Origin of the sequence: Superficieibacter sp. 1612_C1 (assembly GCF_015234305.1) — a bacterium.
Classification (GTDB): domain Bacteria; phylum Pseudomonadota; class Gammaproteobacteria; order Enterobacterales; family Enterobacteriaceae; genus Superficieibacter.
The window spans coordinates 235,494-252,435 of record NZ_JADGMI010000006.1; the positions used below are offsets into that span (position 1 = coordinate 235,494).

The following is a 16,942-nucleotide window of genomic DNA, read 5'->3' on the forward strand; positions in this document are numbered from 1 at the left end:
AGAAATTTCTAACTCGCAGGCTGATTTTGACTTGCGCTGAAGGGAAAAACAGAATAAAAATACACTAATTTCGAATAATAATTCATTGAGGAAGTTGCCGTGGTGAAGGAGCGTAGAACCGAACTGGTAGAGGGATTTCGCCATTCAGTGCCCTATATTAACGCGCATCGGGGCAAGACGTTCGTCATAATGCTGGGCGGTGAAGCCATCGAGCACGAGAATTTCTCCAGCATTGTTAATGACATTGGCCTGCTGCATAGTCTCGGCATTCGCCTGGTGCTGGTCTACGGTGCGCGCCCGCAAATTGATGCTAACCTGGCCGCGCATCATCATGAACCGGTATACCATAAGAATACCCGGGTGACCGATGCTAAAACGCTGGAACTGGTCAAGCAGGCGGCGGGGCTGTTGCAACTGGATATCACCGCTCGCCTCTCCATGAGCCTTAACAACACGCCGCTTCAGGGCGCGCATATCAATGTGGTCAGCGGTAACTTCATCATTGCTCAGCCGCTGGGCGTGGATGACGGCGTGGATTATTGCCATAGCGGTCGCATTCGCCGTATTGATGAAGAAGCGATTCATCGCCAGCTGGACAGCGGTGCCATCGTACTGATGGGACCGGTCGCTGTCTCCGTCACCGGGGAGAGTTTTAACCTGACCTCGGAAGAGATCGCCACGCAACTGGCGATCAAACTGAAGGCTGAAAAGATGATCGGCTTTTGCTCCTCTCAGGGGGTGTACAACGAGGCGGGAGAGATTATTTCTGAACTGTTCCCCAACGAAGCGCAGGCGCGGGTAGAAACGCTGGAAGCCGAGGGGGATTACTACTCCGGCACCGTGCGTTTCCTGCGTGGCGCGCTGAAAGCCTGCCGCAGCGGCGTGCGCCGCAGCCATCTGATCAGCTACCAGGAAAACGGCGCGCTGTTGCAGGAGCTATTCTCGCGTGACGGTATCGGCACCCAAATCGTGATGGAGAGCGCCGAGCAGATCCGCCGCGCCACCATTAATGATATTGGCGGCATTCTGGAGTTAATCCGCCCGCTGGAACAGCAGGGCATCCTGGTGCGCCGCTCCCGTGAACAGTTGGAGATGGAGATCGACAAATTTACGATTATCCAGCGCGATAACCTGACCATCGCCTGTGCCGCCCTCTACCCGTTCCCGGAAGAAAGGATCGGCGAGATGGCGTGCGTGGCGGTGCATCCGGACTACCGTAGCTCCTCGCGCGGCGAAGTGCTGCTCGACAGAGTCGCCTCTCAGGCCAGACAGATGGGCCTCGATAAGCTGTTTGTGTTAACCACCCGCAGTATCCACTGGTTTCAGGAGCGTGGCTTTACGCCAGTGGATATCGATCTGCTGCCGGAGAGTAAGAAAGAGATGTACAACTATCAGCGCCGCTCAAAAGTGCTGATGGCCGATCTCGCCTGATCCCGGAGATTAACGTATCGCCTCAAAGAAGGCCGTCAGCCCGCTGCGCCGTTCGGTGCGGGTGACGACGGCCTGCGCCAGCAGTTTGTCGTCCGCATACAGCGACAGACGCTGACGAGCGCGGGTGATGGCAGTGTAAACCAGTTCGCGAGTGACTAACGGGACGCTTTGCGCGGGCAGGATCAGCGCCGCGTGGTCGAATTCCGATCCCTGAGATTTATGGACGGTCATCGCCCAGGCAGTATCATGTTCCGGCAGGCGACCCGGATGGAAGGATTTGACCGTGCCATCGGGCATCGGGAACCAGACGCGCATCCCCTGCTCGCCCTCCAGCGCCACGCCGATATCGCCATTAAACAGTCCCAGCGCGCTGTCGTTGCGTGCAATCATCACAGGACGCCCCTGATACCAGCGGGAGTGACGCGGTAAAGACACATGCCGCTTACGTGCCAGCGTCTGCTCAAGCTGCACATTGAGTCCGCTTACGCCATATGGCCCTTCACGTAATGCGCAGAGCAGCTGAAATTCGCTGAATGCTGCCAGCACCGCGTCCGGCTCAGCATGTTCACGCAGCAGGGTCAGATAGTGCGTATAGCCGTTTAACGCGTCCTCCAGCATGGCCTGATATTCTTCCTGGGTGCGCAATGGCTTAAGGGCGATATCTTCAAAGCCCTGGGTGCAGACGGTTTTCAACGAGCGTTTATCACCGCAGTTGACCGCACTCGCCAGCTGGCCGATGCCGGAATGGCTGCCAAAACGGTAGCTTTTTTGCAGCAGGCATAAGCTGTCGCGCAGTGCACCCGCACCGCTCGCGTTACCCGCCGGCACCGTCGCACCCGTCAGCCGCGAAAGTTCAGCCGCGCGGGTGGGCGTGTAGCCGCCATTAACCCAGGCGCAGATATCTCCCAGCACCGCGCCCGCTTCGACCGAGGCCAGCTGATCGCGATCGCCGAGGAAAATAATCCGCCCGTGCGCGGGTAATGCATCAATCAGGCGCGACATCATCGGCAGATCAATCATTGACGCTTCATCCACTACCAGCACGTCCAGATGCAGCGGGTTGCCCGCGTGATAACGCATCCGCTGACTGCCAGGCTGTGCGCCGAGCAAGCGATGCAGCGTACTGGCCTCGGTGGGCAGCAGGGCTTTTTGCAAGTCGGTCAGCGGCAGCCGACGCAGTGCCGATCCGAGCGATTCAGTCAGCCGGGCCGCCGCTTTACCGGTCGGAGCCGCGAGGCGGATGCGGCATTTCTCGTCGGGCGACATCTGTACCAGCGCCGCCAGCAGTTTTGCCACCGTAGTCGTTTTACCGGTACCGGGACCGCCAGAAATCACAGAGATACGCCGGGTCAGCGCCACTGCCGCCGCCACTTTTTGCCAGTCCACCTCGTCAGACGGCGGAAACAGCGCATTCAGGATCTCAGCCAGCTGTGCTTCATCCACCGCCATCGGCTGATTTTGTTCGCTAAAAAAGCGGGCAACACTGAGTTCATTACGCCACATGCGGTTAAGGTACAGCCGCTCGCCGCGAAGAATCATCGGCGCGGGATCGTCGCCCGTGCTGACCGCCGCCGACGTTGCTAACAGCGCGGCCCAGTCTTCGGGGACGTCGGCACAGGTGAAAAGCTGCGTCCACAGCTCGCGGGCTTTGCCGGACAAACGCTCATCCGGTGCAAGCCGTGACAGCGGCAGGCAGACGTGTCCCTCACCCGCGTCACGGCTGAGGACAGCGGCCGCCAGCATGACCGCCGGATGCTCGCGCTCCGCCACCATAATGGCAAACTGCACATCCAGCGGACGCAGGAGTTTGTGCGCGACGGCATCCAGTAAAAGTCTCTGTAAATGCATTACGCCATCTCCTCTTTTTCTCCGGCGAACAGGTCATCAAGCGCGTTGATAAGTTGCGGATCGGGCCGGGTGGTAAAAATACCCTGCTGCGGATCCTGACCATCAATACCGCGTAAAAAGAGATAAATAACGCCGCCAAAATGGCGTTCATAATCATAGTCTGCCAGCCGGTGACGCAGGAAGCGGTGCAGCGCCAGGCTATAGAGCTGATATTGCAGATCGTAGCGATGCGCCTGCATCGCCTGCGCCATCGCCTCCTGCGTATAGGCTTCGCTACTCTCGCCGAGCCAGTTGGATTTGTAATCCAGCAGGTAGTAACGCCCGTTGTGGCGAAACACTAAATCGATAAACCCTTTGAGCATACCGCGCACCTGACGGAAGTCCAGCGGCGGACAACCTGCGGAGAGCGGATCAAAACGCCGCATCTGCGCATCCAGCGTCGGCGCGTCGAGCGTTTGATTGATAGGCAAATAGAACTCCAGCTCCACCTGTTTCTCTTTTGCCGTAAGCTGGCTGAGCGAAATGCCCTCTGGCGTTAACGGCGCAGCGAGAATGGTCGCGATCCACGCCGTCAGCACCGGCTCCCACTGCTCGTCAAAACCCGCCAGCTGGAGTTTTTCCCGCACCCATTCACTCTCTACGGGACGGGTAAAATCGAGATCTTCAAACAGGCTGTGCAGAAAGGTTCCCGGCGATGCACCGCGTGGAAACTGGTGCGGCGTCAGCGCTGGTTCATCAATGATTTCGCCCACGCCCGCCGCGTCGATATCCAGCCGAGGCAGAAGATCCTGCGCCACGCTGTGCCCGCGCTGTTGCAGGCCGGAGTAGCTTGTCACGCGCCACTCATCCGCCATTCTGCGGCGGACCAGACGCGCGGCAAGCGCATCCTGCGGGGGTTGCGGAGCCTGCCAGCGGCTATTATCCGGCGCATCGGGCGAACGAAGCGCAATATCCTCGTTGCAAAGCTCATGCAGGCAGGCGCTCAGCCCGGCGGCATCCCTGGCCTCGCCTTTCTGGATCAGACGGCCCAGCGCGCTGTGATGAAGATCGGTTTCTCCGGGTTTATCACTCCGCCGGCTGGTTAACGGCGCAATACCCAGGCTGCAATGCCAGATTGCCCGGGTGAGCGCGACGTACAGCAGGCGCAGGTCCTCCGCCAGACGTTCAGCCTCCGCCAGCTCCAGACTCTCATCGCTGTGATTAAGATCGAGCACCGCCTCAAACGAGGTGCGATCGTGATAAAACGCCTGTTCCTGCTTGCGATAGCGCGCGATAAACGGCAGCCATACCAGCGGATACTCCAGCCCTTTTGACTTGTGGATCGTCACGATCTGCACCAGATGCTTATCGCTTTCCAGACGCATCTGCTGACTGGAGGCATTGGTGTCTGGTTCGGCAATATGCTGTGCCAGCCAGCGCACCAGGGCATATTCGCTTTCCAGCTGCGTCCCCGCCTCCTGCAACAGTTCGCTGATGTGCAGGATGTCGGTCAGGCGTCGCTCGCCGCCGGGGGTTGCCAGCAGATTCTCGGCGATATTGCGCTGGGACATTAACGTGCGCAGCATTGGCATCACGCCGCGCAATTGCCATTGCTGGCGGTAGGCAGTGAACTCTTCGACGACCGCATCCCAGGCGTGCTCATCCAGATTGAGCCGCTCGATATCCTGCGCGTTCAGTCCCAGCATCGCAGTCGCCAGCGCGCTGCGCAGGGCATTTTCCCGCTCGGGTGCCAGCACCGCCTGAAGCAGCCACAGCAGCTCCTGCGCCTCCGGGGTTTCAAATACGCTGTCGCGGTTGGAGAGATAGACTGAGGGGATTGCCAGCACGTTAAGCGCATCGCGGATCAGCGCTGCCTCCTGGCGACTGCGCACCAGCACGGTAATGTCCGAGGCGCGCACCGGGCGCGAGATCTCGCCGCGCCACAACACCGCACGCGATTGCTGGCCCGCAATCAGCCAGTCGCGGATTTGCGCCGCACAGAGTTGCGCCATGGTGGTTTGATAATCCCCCGCGCCAACGCCTTCGCCCGGCATCAGCCAGAGGTTCATTGCGGGCTGTATCGCACCGTTCAGCTCAAACCGCAGGCCCTGATTTTTCGCGGCGGCCTTGACCGGCTTAAACGGGATGTCGCGGAACATAAACGGGTTATCGGTCAGGCTGAAGAGCCGGTTAACGCTCTCCACCATTCCCGGCGCGGACCGCCAGTTGGTGCCGAGCGTGTAGTGGGCGCTGACGTCGCCTCTGGCTTTCATGTAGGTGAAAATATCCGCACCACGGAACGCATAAATCGCCTGTTTCGGATCGCCAATCAGCAACAGGGCCGTGTCAGGCTGCTGTCGCCAGATGCGGCGAAAAATACGGTACTGCTGCGGATCGGTGTCCTGGAATTCATCGATCATGGCGACCGGAAAACGCTGGCGGATCGCAGCGGCCAGCGCCTCGCCGCTTTCGCTGTACAGCGCCGTCGCCAGACGTCCGATCATATCGTCAAAGCCCAGTTCGCCCCGACGGCGTTTTTCCCGCGCCACCGTCTCGCGGATCTCCACCATCGCCTGAGCAATCACTAAATCATCGAGCGTCAGCGTACCGCCCAGCAATGTTTCAATGGCGTCAAATAACGGATGTTCGGGCACCACACCATCCGGTTTGGTGCGCTCACGCAAAAACGACTGGGTAAATTTTTCCAGCGCGTCGGGCAACTGGTAGGTAGTGGTCTCTTCCTCCGCCCAGGCGGTGATCTTGTCGATCCACTTCCCCTGGTTGCCACGGTTGAATTTGCGCCTGTCGATGCCGGAGTTTTCCAGAATGCCTTCCAGCTCTGCCACCGTCTCGCGCCACTGCGTTTTGATCGCCGTGATCCGCTCGAGGATCTGCTGATGACGAACGAGTAGCGTTTCCTCCTGGCCCGGCGGGGTTTTAATTTTTGGCGCTTCGCCCTGAAGATAACGATCGATGGATGCCAGCAGTTCGCGCGGCCCTTTCCATGAGGCGTGGATCACCTGGGCGATATCGCGCGTCAGCGGATAGCAGTGACGCCGCCAGAAATCAGCACAGGCCTGGTAACGCAACAACGATTCATCTTCGATCAATTGCTGTTCGAAAAGCATCCCGGATTCAAAGGCGTTAAGGCTGAGCATCCGCTGGCAAAAACCGTGAATGGTAAACACCGCCGCCTCGTCCATCTGCCGTTCTGCCAGCAACAGGACGTCAGCCGCCTGCTGCTTATCGGCAATTTCTGCCAGCAGGCTGGCATAAAGCGGGTTGTCGGTGGTTTCACGCAGGCAGGCAATGCGCAATTCGTGAATATTGCTGCGAATACGCCCGCGAAGTTCTTCGGTGGCGGCTTCGGTGAAGGTAACGACCAGCAGTTCCTCGACGTTAACCGGCCGGGGAAAAGCAGATTCGCCGCCCAGTCCCAGCAGGAGTCGCAGGTACAGAGCGGCGATAGTGAAGGTTTTTCCGGTACCCGCTGAGGCTTCAATCAGGCGCTCACCGATAAGCGGCAGGCGCAGCGGATCAAGGTTCTCAGCGGTATCGGTCATTCATTCTCTCTCAACAAAGGCAGGGATTGCTGTAGCGCACTGACGCTCTCCCAGGTTTTCCAGCCGTCGGAACGGGCATATTCTGCTTTTCCGCTTTGGCTACCCGAAACCTGAGATAATATCGCCATACCCTGCGGCTTCACCACCGTTTGATGAAAGAAATCGGCTAATTTTTGCGGCGTCAGCATGTTGACCTGAGCAATAATTTTTTCCCGCGAGTCAAAGCTCAGGTTGCCGCGATCGAAATCTTTGCTGAGCTTCGAGGCTTCTTCATCCAGCGTTTGCGGCGCTTCGCGCATCTGCGCCACTACCGCCTGCTGGATCTGCGCAAACTCTTCCGGCTTCATGGCCCGCAGTTTTTCTTCTGCGGTCGGGAAGAACGCTTTATAACGATCCCACAGGTACGAGGGCTGCTTGTCGTTGCTTTGCAGCAGGAATCCCATCCCCCACTGGCGTCCGACGCTCATCGGGAAGGCAAACACCGCGTAGCCAAGCTGTTCTTCAGTACGCAGCTGGCTGTAGAACCACGGTTGCACGATCTGCCCTAACAATGCACTGGCGGCAGCGCTACTGTATTCGTCAACGTTCGCCGGAACAAACACCGCGCCCAGCGCGGAGTCGGTGCTACTGCCCGCTTTTTCAAACATCACCGACTGCGCTTTATCGACCACCACTTCTTTGTTGCGGCACCACTCGTTACCCTGGGTGCCGAGCTGTTTCTGCACCTGATGCGCCAGCGTTTTTGCCTGATCGACAGAGAGATTACCGAGGATCAGGAACTCCGGACGCGCGCCTTTTTTCAGTTTTTCACGGTAATCCATGATCTCTTTCAGAGTGATGGACGGCAGCAGCGCGCGCCGCTCCTCACGCTGGAAGTACGGCACCTGCGACAGCATCTGTACCGGCATAATCGCCTGTTCATACGCCTTACCTTTCTCAGCCGAATCCATCATTTGCGTATACCAGGATTTCGCCTGTTCAAGCTGCTCCTCGGTTGGCGTAAAGCTGAAATAGCCGTCGAGCAGCGTTTCGAAGAGCTTCGGCAACCGCTGCGTATAACCATCAGCATTCACCATCAGACCATTGTTGGCATTGGTGGAAAAACTAATGCCGCCGACTGATGCCTGATTGCTTAGCTGATCCAGTGCGATGCCTGCCAGATAGTCGTTCAGGGCGAACATTACCTGATTGCGGGCGCTGTCCATGGCCTGAGGATTACGCAGCACCACCGACACGTCGGCTTTCGGCTCGCTGGCAAAGTAGCGGCTCGGCATATACAGCACGCGCAGCCCCGGCTCATCGACGATAAGCTCCGGATGTTTGTACTGCTTATCCGACTTGATCAGGGTGAAATCATCAGGGATATAGGGGTTCAGCTCCGGTAGCTTAAGCGCAATGGCGCTGGCTTTTTGCTGCCACTCAGCGAAAGTCTTGTCACCGATTTTATCGACCTGATAAGGCGCATTAACGAAATAGGCCGTTTTATTATGCGGCTCGTTCGGGCTGATATACCAGATGCGCGCATTTTGCGGCGTCATCATCGCCAGACGCGCTTTCACGGCCTCAGGATCGTACTTATCGGCAATGTTTACCGCATCGAGCGTATGTTCAACCGGCACGCGGATCATGGTGTCGGCCAGCCACTCCACGTAGCTCATATCGCGGGTGATCGACGGATAGCGGAAATCAAGATCCAGCACGTGCGCCAGCTCATTGAAATAGCGTTTATCCACGCCTTTATCACGCAGCAGATTGAGATAGCTGAAAATGGCGGCAACCACTTCATCACGGTGCGCCAGGCCTTTATCCGTCAGCGTAGCGGAAATGGCCAGCACGCCGCTGTTACCGTTAACGATGGGGTCAGAATCCGCGCGAATGCTTTCGACCAGCCCCTTCTGCTGTAGCCAGTCGGACAGTGTGCCGGGACTACGGTTGCCAATCAGATATGTCACCAGCTCATCGGTTTTGCTGCGGAACTGGGCGGTATTGTTATCAATGCGGAATTCCACGCGCAGCACTTTACGCGGCAGCGCGGGAACGTAATGAATAATTAACCCTTTTTGCGCATCGGTCACCACCGGAACGGTAACTTCCGGGCGGGTAATGTTTTTATTCGGCACCCGGCCATAGGTTTCGGCAGCAATCCGCGCCAGCTCCGGCAACGGTTTATTGCTGTAGACCACGGCTTTCATCAGGTTGGACGAGTAATAGCGATCGCGAAACTCCACCAGCGCTTTGTGCACCGGATTACCGGGTTTGTCGCTCAGGGTTTCCAGATTGCCGCCGGAGAAGCGTGAACCGGGGTGCGCCGGGTTAATGGTTTCGGCGCTCACCTGTGCCATACGCATCCCGTCGCGGGAACGCGCCATAGTTAGTTCGGCGTTCACGGCGTTGCGCTCGCGGCTGGCGTATTTCTCCGCCAACAGCGGGGCGGCGATAGCGTCCGCCAGACGATCGACAGCCCCTTCCAGCGCGTCGTTTTCCACCTCAAGGTAGTACGCGGTGCGATACGGCGCGGTGCTGGCATTATGGCTGCCGCCATGCATTTTCAAAAATTCTGCGAGGCTGTCCGGCTGCGGATACTTTTTGGAGCCCATCAGCGTCATATGTTCGAGATAGTGCGCAAGGCCCTGATGAGAATCTGGATCGGAAAGGGATCCGACCGGCAGCACCAGCGCTGAGAGCGATTTAACCGCCTGCGCATCAGAAACCAGCAGAACCACCATGCCGTTATCAAGGCGGATAGCCTGATACTGGCGGGGATCTTTTTCGCTTTTACGGATGGTTTCCTGTACCGGCTGCCATCCTGTGTCTGCCTGACCGACATTTACCCAAAGGGCAAGTAACACAACCAATGCTTTTAACCAGGTGCTGCTAATAGGCATTCACGGACCTCATCATTATGACTGATTAAAGCGAAATATCGGCAGCAGGTATTGCTCGGCCTGCGCAATAATCGCTTCGTAATACTCCGGCTCCAGCGTGCGCCACAGGCGCTGATACCAGATATCTGCGCCCTCGCCGCTCACGACCATATTCCCTTCATACGCCTGAAGAAACTTGCTGCGCGCTTTTAACTGCGTCTCGTCGTCTCTTAAAATGGCATTATTTGCCGCGTCGTAACAGGCTTTTATCCACGCGCCCCCACTTTCCGGTAGCAGCAGCAGCGGCTCGGTCATTCCTTTGAGATAGCCTGCAACCAGGTCATCAAGGAAAGCGCGCGCCTGCTCAGCCGTCAGTGGCGGAAAGCGCCATTCACCGTCTTTGCGCACCAGTAAACGACTTTCACCGGTCCCACCGCAGGCACAGTAGACAAGGTGTTCCAGCCAAAGTTGCATTCCTTGTGAAACACTGAGCAGAGAAGGACGCCAGCGCAGCAGACCGTCAGGCTGCACCTGTTGTAGCCAGCCGGTAATGCTAATTCCGCCACATTGCAGATCGATTTCAATGCTCTGGCTGGGCTGACGGTGCTCAATAACGCGGTCGGCCAGCGTTTGCATCTCCTGAAGCTGCGTGTCCCAGACAATTTCACCAAACGCGCCGTAGGGCAGCTGTCCTGCGGCGCGATAGCGGCGGAACATTTTATCCGCATCCTCTTCGTCAACCAGAGTATTCAGCAGCTGTTGATTAAGCTGGTAGCGAGTTAATCCCTCCAGGGTGAAAGGCTCTGCATCCGGAATTTCGCTCTCTTCCTCACGAAAATTAACCCGCAGCCGCTGCTGAAAGAAAGCACGAACCGGATGCGCCCAGAATCGCTGTAGCTGGTCAAAAGGCAAGGTATCGATGCTCAGCGGCGGCAATGGCTGAATAAAGGCGGAATGCGCCTCGCCTTGCTGACTGGCGGCCGCCAGCCACTCCCGGGCATAGCTTTGCCGTTCGTCGGTTTTGAAGTTTTCGGCGTCAAATGGCATTCGCGTATGCAGATGCATAATGTGGGCTTTTACCCGCTGTTCACTCTCGTCGCAGTTGCGGTCTTCGTCTCCCGCTAAATAGTGGCTCTGACCAATATAATCCACCAGCTCCTGTACCAGCACCGACGGATAACGCTCGCTGTTGTCCTGGATCGAGCGACCGATATAGCTGATATACAGTTTCTGCTCTGCCGACATTAACGCTTCGAGGAACAGATAGCGGTCATCGTCGCGACGGCTGCGGTCGCCGCGTAGCGGTTTGTGGCTCATCAGGTCAAAACCAAGCGGTGAGAGCGTGCGCGGGTAAATACCGTCATTCATCCCCAACAAACAGACCACTTTGAAGGGAATCGAGCGCATCGGCATCAGGGTACAGATGTTGACCGGCCCGGCGAGGAAGCGCTGGCTGATGCGCTCCTGATCCAGCCGCTGCGCCAGCTCGTCGCGCAGTAGTGAAAGCGGCACTGGCTCGGCGTAATGTGAACCTGTGCCCTGCTCAATGATCGCCTGCCACTGCTGCTCAATCAGCGCCAGCGCTGCTTCGGTATCCTGATCCGGCAGGAAAAAGTCGTTGAGCATTTCACGGCACACGGGAAGCCACTCCGTCAGCGGACGATCCTGCGCCAGCCCACGTCGCCAGATGTTAAGCTGCATGAGCAAGGATGCCAGATGCCCTACCAGCTCGGCGATCAGTCCGCTGGATTCATCGTAAGGCAGCACCGAGCGCCACTCCCCTTCGTGGCTCTCCATGGCGTAGCCGAGCAGCATACGCGTCAGGCCAAACTGCCAGGTGTGCTGGCCAGTGGCGGGAAGCTCCAGCTCGCGCACGTTGTCATCGTCCATTCCCCAGCGCACGCCGGACTCATTGACCCACTGGCGCAGGTAGCGCAACCCCTCTTCGTTGATATTGAAGCGTGCCGCCAGCACCGGAACGTCCAGCAACGCCAGCACGTCTTCCGACACAAAGCGGCTGTCCGGCAGCGAGAGCAGACTAATAAAGGCCTGCAACGCCGGATGCGACTGCCGCGCCCGGCGATCGGAGATGGCGTAAGGAAGATAACGGTCGCCCGTTGCGCTGCCAAAAACGGCCTGAATAAACGGGCTGTAGCTGTCAATGTCCGCCACCATCACAATGATGTCGCGCGGCGTCAGAGTCGGGTCATCCTCCAGCATCGCCAGCAGGCGATCGTGCAGGACTTCCACTTCCCGCTGCGGGCTGTGGCAGACGTGGATCATCAGGCTGCGGTCATCGGGCTCCAGCCGGCGTTTACTGTCGCTGCGTACAAACTCTTCTGCCGTCCTGCCCGGCACAGCCGCATTCTGTAATTCCAGTACGTCATATTGCAGGTTATGCAGCAGGTTATCCGGCGTGATATCGACAAACGCGTCCAGCTCCTCGTAGCGCTCCATCCCGGCCAGCAGGTACATATAGTCGCGCCCGAGCTTGCCCCACGACGCCAGCAGCGGGTTGCCAACATCCTGCTCGCCGTCATCGTTAAACAGACCTGCCGCCTGCTGCGTATCACGAAACAGCGGCAGTTCGCGCTGCTCAAGGTGATGCTTGCGCTGACGCGCCACCAGCCGCGCCAGGAAGGCCGGATCTTTGATGTCGCCCCAGTAGTAGCGACACGGGTTGGTGAACAGGATAAACACGTCGACGTGCTTGCCCAACGCCTGCAACGCCTGTAAATAGACCGGCGGCAGCGCGGAAATGCCGCAGATAAACACCCGCGACGGCAGGCCCGCAGGTGGCTCGCTGGCCTGTTCAAGCGTGCGGATAAAACGCTGATACAAATTAGCGCGGTGCCATAACGGCTGGCCCAGCGCGGCCGTGTGTTCTACCAGCGCCTTCCACAGCGGAGCCTGCCAGCGCTGATTTTCATCAAGGCCGTCAATCAACTCCCCGGCTTCCCAGCGGGTCAGCCATTCCGGACGGTATACCAGATACTGATCGTAGAGATCCGCCACCCGCGAGGCGAGCTGAAACAGTTTACGTTTATCAGTATCGTCATGGAGATAGTGGCGCAGCATCACAAACTCATCACCGTCGATGAGCTCTGGCAGTAAAGTCATCAGCTTCCAGCTCATGCTTTGTTTATTAAATGCGCTTTCCCCCGGAATGTCCGGCAGGACGCGAACGAACATATCCCAGATAAAGCTCGCCGGGAGCGGAAAATCGATATTCGCCGCAATGCCAAAACGCCGGGAAAGGGACATTTGCAGCCATTGCGCCATGCCGGTACTCTGGACCAGTACGACTTCAGGCTCGAAGGGATCGTCAAGACGCTCGCGCTCGACAATAAACTCCATCAACGCTTCCAGCACATCCAGACGATTGGAGTGGTAGACCCTTAACATAGTTGCTCCCGACTACTGACTGACCGGACAATGCCATCGCGTCATTTGCCCCTGTTTACCCACCGGTGTGGTGAGTGTGACGCTGATGCTGACACATCTTTGTCGCGTTGTCTTCACGCGGTTGACCCGCCAGCCATCTTCAGTTGATCCATCCTGAAGCCGGGTGTGTTGCCAGGCGCTGCGCCAGAGCTGGCGATACTGGTTGAGCGCAGCCGAACCGTTAACCAACGCACGGTGATAACCAGCCAGTGCGGTGATGACCAGGATCATCAATGCCATCGCCAGCAACACTTCCGGCAGACTAAACCCCTCCTGTCTGTTCAGGGAATTCGACATAGTGCGCTCTCCATCAGGGGACAAAAATCACTCCAGCCGTGCGGGAAGAAGCGCACCTCGCCGCGGCTTACCTCACCAGACTGCCAGAGAGTCATGGAACCGCTGGCGGCAATGAGCAGCAGCGAGTCATCGCTCAACCTGCGCAAACATACCTGCCACGACTGCGCGGGCTGCTGCACGCATTGCAGCGGCAGGTTCACCTGCCAGCGCTGCATCCTGCCCCATTGCAATGCAGAGTGAACACTGGCCTGCTCACGCAACGCTCGCGTTTCCACCGCCACTCGCGTGGACAACGCTCGCTGCTGTTGATTGAGTCCCTGAAGCATCAGGCTGCCCAGCATCAGCAGGAGTAACACCAGCGCCAGTGATGACATTCCGCGCTGGCGATTCACAGGTTATACCCCGTTACGCTATACGTCGCCGTCGCCGTCTGCGGAGGGATAGTAACTGATTGCCCGGCCAGGGTTATCGTCAGCTCCGGTGCAAAACCGGGGCTGTTGTAGCGGACCACCTCAAAGCGCGTTACGCGCAGCGTTTGCGGATCGGTCATTTTGTCCCAGCCTTTATCGTCGCAGGAGGACGCACCGCGTAGCGTTTCCAGCACCCCATTTTGCAGACGAAAGCCGGTAAAGTCCGAGGTGACAGCAAGCGTGTCGTCCCACTTCCCGTTACTGTTAGCGTCCCATTTCACCAGCACGCAGGCTCCCTGCCAGTTAACCATTAACGGCGCTCCTGCGCATTCGCCACGGCAGTAGCCTGCGCGCTGAAGGTGTTTTGCCACCGTGTAGACACGCTGCCACAGTTCATCTTCCAGCGCCTGATGACGGGTCTGCAATAGCACGGCACGCTGTAATCCCGGCAAAAAGCGCGACGCACCGAGCAGTAGCAGGCTGCTAACCGCCATGGCGATCAGCGTTTCGAGAAGTGAAAACCCCCGCTGCGCTACAGACATGTGTTCTCCTGAGCAGGCTGACATAAACGGATCCGGCCCCATCCGGAGACCACAACCATCCAGCTCCCGGCCGGGCTTTGCAGTCGAATATGTCCGGCCCAGGCGGTATTACGCAGGCCGAAAAAGGCCAGCCCGGGCGTGATATCAGACAGCCGAACCTCGGGCCATTGCGGATGCAGGGTCCACGGATCGCCTGATGGACAGCCTTCGACATCGGCGCTGACCAGGCACTCATGGTTGCCTTCTTTATGTATGGCAAGCAGGCGGTCACGGTTATGCCAGTTCGCGTCGTCGCGCAGTAACACCAGGTATTCGCGCACCTGGACTGCGGTTTGCCATAAACGTTGTTGCTGTTGCCAGCCGCGCCAGCCGTACAGCCCTGCGGCGCTGAGGATCGCAACGATGGTAATGACTATCATGGTTTCAATGAGCGTATAGCCCCGTTCTCGTTTCATGGCGCTAGTGTGCGACCGCAGAGACAAGGTGGCGAGGCGAGGTTTTTCGTTTTACGAGGCGGTACGAGAGATTTTTACGCTGTTGCAGCGGGTTGCAAAAAAACGGGAAAGCCGCTTCAGAAATAAAAAAAACGGCACCGTGAGGTGCCGTTAGAGGTTGATGACAAACCTGATTTGCTATTTTATGCGCCGCTTTGCCGGGTGGCGGCTTCGCCTAACCCGGCCTACAAAATACTACAATATCAACCCGTTGCATGGATATGTAGGCCTGATAAGCGCAGCGCCATCAGGCATTGTCAATCAGATAGCAACCGGCGCTTTTATCCCCGGATGTGGGTCATAGCCTTCAATCTCAAAATCATCAAAGCGATAATCAAAGATAGAGTCCGGTTTGCGCTTGATGACCAGTTTTGGCAGCGCACGCGGTTCGCGGCTAAGCTGGAGATGCGTCTGATCCATGTGGTTGCTGTAAAGATGGGTATCACCACCGGTCCAGACAAAATCCCCGACCTCAAGATCGCACTGTTGCGCCATCATATGCACCAGCAGCGCATAGCTGGCAATATTAAACGGCAGCCCAAGGAACACGTCGCAGGAACGCTGGTAAAGCTGGCAGGAGAGTTTGCCGTCCGCTACGTAGAACTGGAAGAAGGCGTGGCACGGTGCCAGTGCCATTTTATCCAGCTCGCCGACGTTCCAGGCCGAAACGATAATGCGGCGCGAGTCCGGATCGTTTTTCAACTGGTTGATAACCGTGGTGATCTGGTCGATGTGACGGCCATCCGGCGTCGGCCAGGCGCGCCATTGCTTACCGTAGACCGGTCCCAGATTGCCCTCATCATCCGCCCACTCGTCCCAGATGGAGACCTTGTTTTCACGCAGATAAGCGACGTTGGTATCACCCTGCAAAAACCACAGCAGCTCATGGATAATCGAGCGCAGGTGGCAGCGTTTGGTGGTAACCAGCGGGAAGCCTTCACGCAGATTAAAGCGCATCTGGTGACCAAAAATGGAGATCGTCCCGGTACCGGTACGGTCATTTTTCGGGGTGCCCTCGTCGAGCACCTTCTGCATTAAATCAAGATACTGTTTCATGCTGCCTCAGGAAAGTTGTTGCTGCGGTCGGCGATACGCCCAGACCATCATCGCGATACCGGCAATAATCATTGGCACGGAGAGGATTTGCCCCATGCTGATGTACTGCACCCATGCGCCGGTAAACTGCGCGTCGGGCTGGCGGAAAAATTCAACGATGATGCGGAATGCACCGTAGCCGATCAGGAACAGGCCGGATACCGAGCCCGTCGGGCGCGGCTTGCGAATAAACAGGTTCAGGATGATAAACAGCACGACACCTTCCAGCGCCAGCTCATAGAGCTGCGATGGATGACGCGGCAGCACGCCATAAGTATCAAAAATGGACTGCCATTCCGGATGCGCAGGTAACAGACCAAGATCTTCCCCGCGTGAGCCGGGGAACAGCATGGCAAACGGCGAGGACGGGTCCACACGGCCCCACAATTCGCCGTTGATAAAGTTGCCCAGACGCCCGGCACCCAGGCCAAATGGGATCAGCGGCGCGATGAAATCAGCCACCTGGAAGAAACTGCGCTTCGTGCGGCGGGCGAAAATCAGCATTACCACGATCACGCCAATCAGGCCGCCGTGGAAAGACATCCCTCCGTCCCAGACACGGAACAGATACAACGGGTTGTCCAGAAACAGCGGCATATTATAAAACAGCACATAGCCAATACGACCGCCCAGAAAAACGCCGAGGAAACCCGCATACAGCAGGTTTTCAACCTCGTTTTTATTCCAGCCGCTGCCGGGACGATTGGCGCGGCGGGTTGCCAGCCACATCGCAAACACAAATCCCACCAGGTACATTAAGCCGTACCAGTGCAGGGAGACCGGTCCAATGGAAAAAATCACCGGATCAAAATCCGGGAAACGCAGATAGCCACTATTCATCTGTCACCACAAGTGATTGTTATTCCGCCGAAAGTGGACAGCGGTAATGACACGCGCCCGTCGATAGCAGGCGCTCCAAAGGAGCGAATCATAGCACAGGCGTATGAGGGAGATGACCGCGAAGTTGTAAAAGAT

11 protein-coding genes are annotated in these 16,942 nt (G+C 57.6%); 1 reads left to right on the forward strand and 10 read right to left on the reverse strand.

The window, feature by feature from the left end; genetic code table 11:
• Positions 1-99: 99 nt before the first annotated feature.
• Positions 100-1,431: an amino-acid N-acetyltransferase gene (argA, locus tag INT84_RS20275; protein WP_176920921.1), complete on the forward strand. Its 1,332-nt coding sequence runs from the start codon at positions 100-102 to the stop codon at positions 1,429-1,431.
• A gap of 9 nt (positions 1,432-1,440) precedes the next feature.
• On the opposite strand, the gene recD is transcribed toward argA, so the two are convergent.
• From recD to lgt, 10 genes are all read right to left on the reverse strand, one after another.
• Complete coding sequence (gene recD / locus INT84_RS20280; RefSeq protein ID WP_194208247.1) at positions 1,441-3,279, reverse strand: exodeoxyribonuclease V subunit alpha; 1,839 nt, start codon at positions 3,277-3,279, stop codon at positions 1,441-1,443.
• Positions 3,279-6,821 carry an exodeoxyribonuclease V subunit beta gene (gene recB, locus INT84_RS20285; protein ID WP_194208248.1) on the reverse strand — a complete coding sequence of 1,181 codons (3,543 nt, stop codon included), beginning with the start codon at positions 6,819-6,821 and terminating at the stop codon, positions 3,279-3,281. The genes recD and recB overlap by 1 nt, the downstream gene beginning before the upstream one ends.
• The gene (ptrA, locus tag INT84_RS20290) at positions 6,818-9,706 is read right to left on the reverse strand and encodes a pitrilysin (protein ID WP_194208249.1); all 2,889 of its coding nucleotides are present in this window, start codon (positions 9,704-9,706) and stop codon (positions 6,818-6,820) included. The genes recB and ptrA overlap by 4 nt, the downstream gene beginning before the upstream one ends.
• A gap of 15 nt (positions 9,707-9,721) precedes the next feature.
• A complete protein-coding gene (recC, locus tag INT84_RS20295; RefSeq protein WP_194208250.1) occupies positions 9,722-13,090 on the reverse strand; it encodes an exodeoxyribonuclease V subunit gamma in 3,369 nt (1,122 codons plus the stop codon).
• Positions 13,091-13,102: 12 nt separating this feature from the next.
• On the reverse strand, positions 13,103-13,426 hold the full coding sequence (locus INT84_RS20300) for a prepilin-type N-terminal cleavage/methylation domain-containing protein (protein ID WP_194208251.1): 324 nt from the start codon (positions 13,424-13,426) through the stop codon (positions 13,103-13,105).
• Positions 13,411-13,818, reverse strand: coding sequence for a DUF2509 family protein (locus INT84_RS20305; protein WP_194208252.1), 408 nt, complete (start codon positions 13,816-13,818; stop codon positions 13,411-13,413). The genes INT84_RS20300 and INT84_RS20305 overlap by 16 nt, the downstream gene beginning before the upstream one ends.
• The gene (locus INT84_RS20310) at positions 13,815-14,378 is read right to left on the reverse strand and encodes a prepilin peptidase-dependent protein (RefSeq protein ID WP_194208253.1); all 564 of its coding nucleotides are present in this window, start codon (positions 14,376-14,378) and stop codon (positions 13,815-13,817) included. Before INT84_RS20310 ends, INT84_RS20305 begins: the two co-directional genes overlap by 4 nt.
• Positions 14,369-14,833 carry a prepilin peptidase-dependent protein gene (locus INT84_RS20315; protein ID WP_194208254.1) on the reverse strand — a complete coding sequence of 155 codons (465 nt, stop codon included), beginning with the start codon at positions 14,831-14,833 and terminating at the stop codon, positions 14,369-14,371. Before INT84_RS20315 ends, INT84_RS20310 begins: the two co-directional genes overlap by 10 nt.
• 300 nt (positions 14,834-15,133) lie before the next feature.
• A complete protein-coding gene (gene thyA, locus INT84_RS20320) occupies positions 15,134-15,928 on the reverse strand; it encodes a thymidylate synthase (RefSeq protein WP_194208255.1) in 795 nt (264 codons plus the stop codon).
• Positions 15,929-15,934: 6 nt separating this feature from the next.
• Positions 15,935-16,807 (reverse strand): prolipoprotein diacylglyceryl transferase, encoded by an 873-nt coding sequence (lgt, locus tag INT84_RS20325; protein ID WP_176920931.1) that lies wholly within the window; start codon positions 16,805-16,807, stop codon positions 15,935-15,937.
• Positions 16,808-16,942 lie beyond the last annotated feature (135 nt).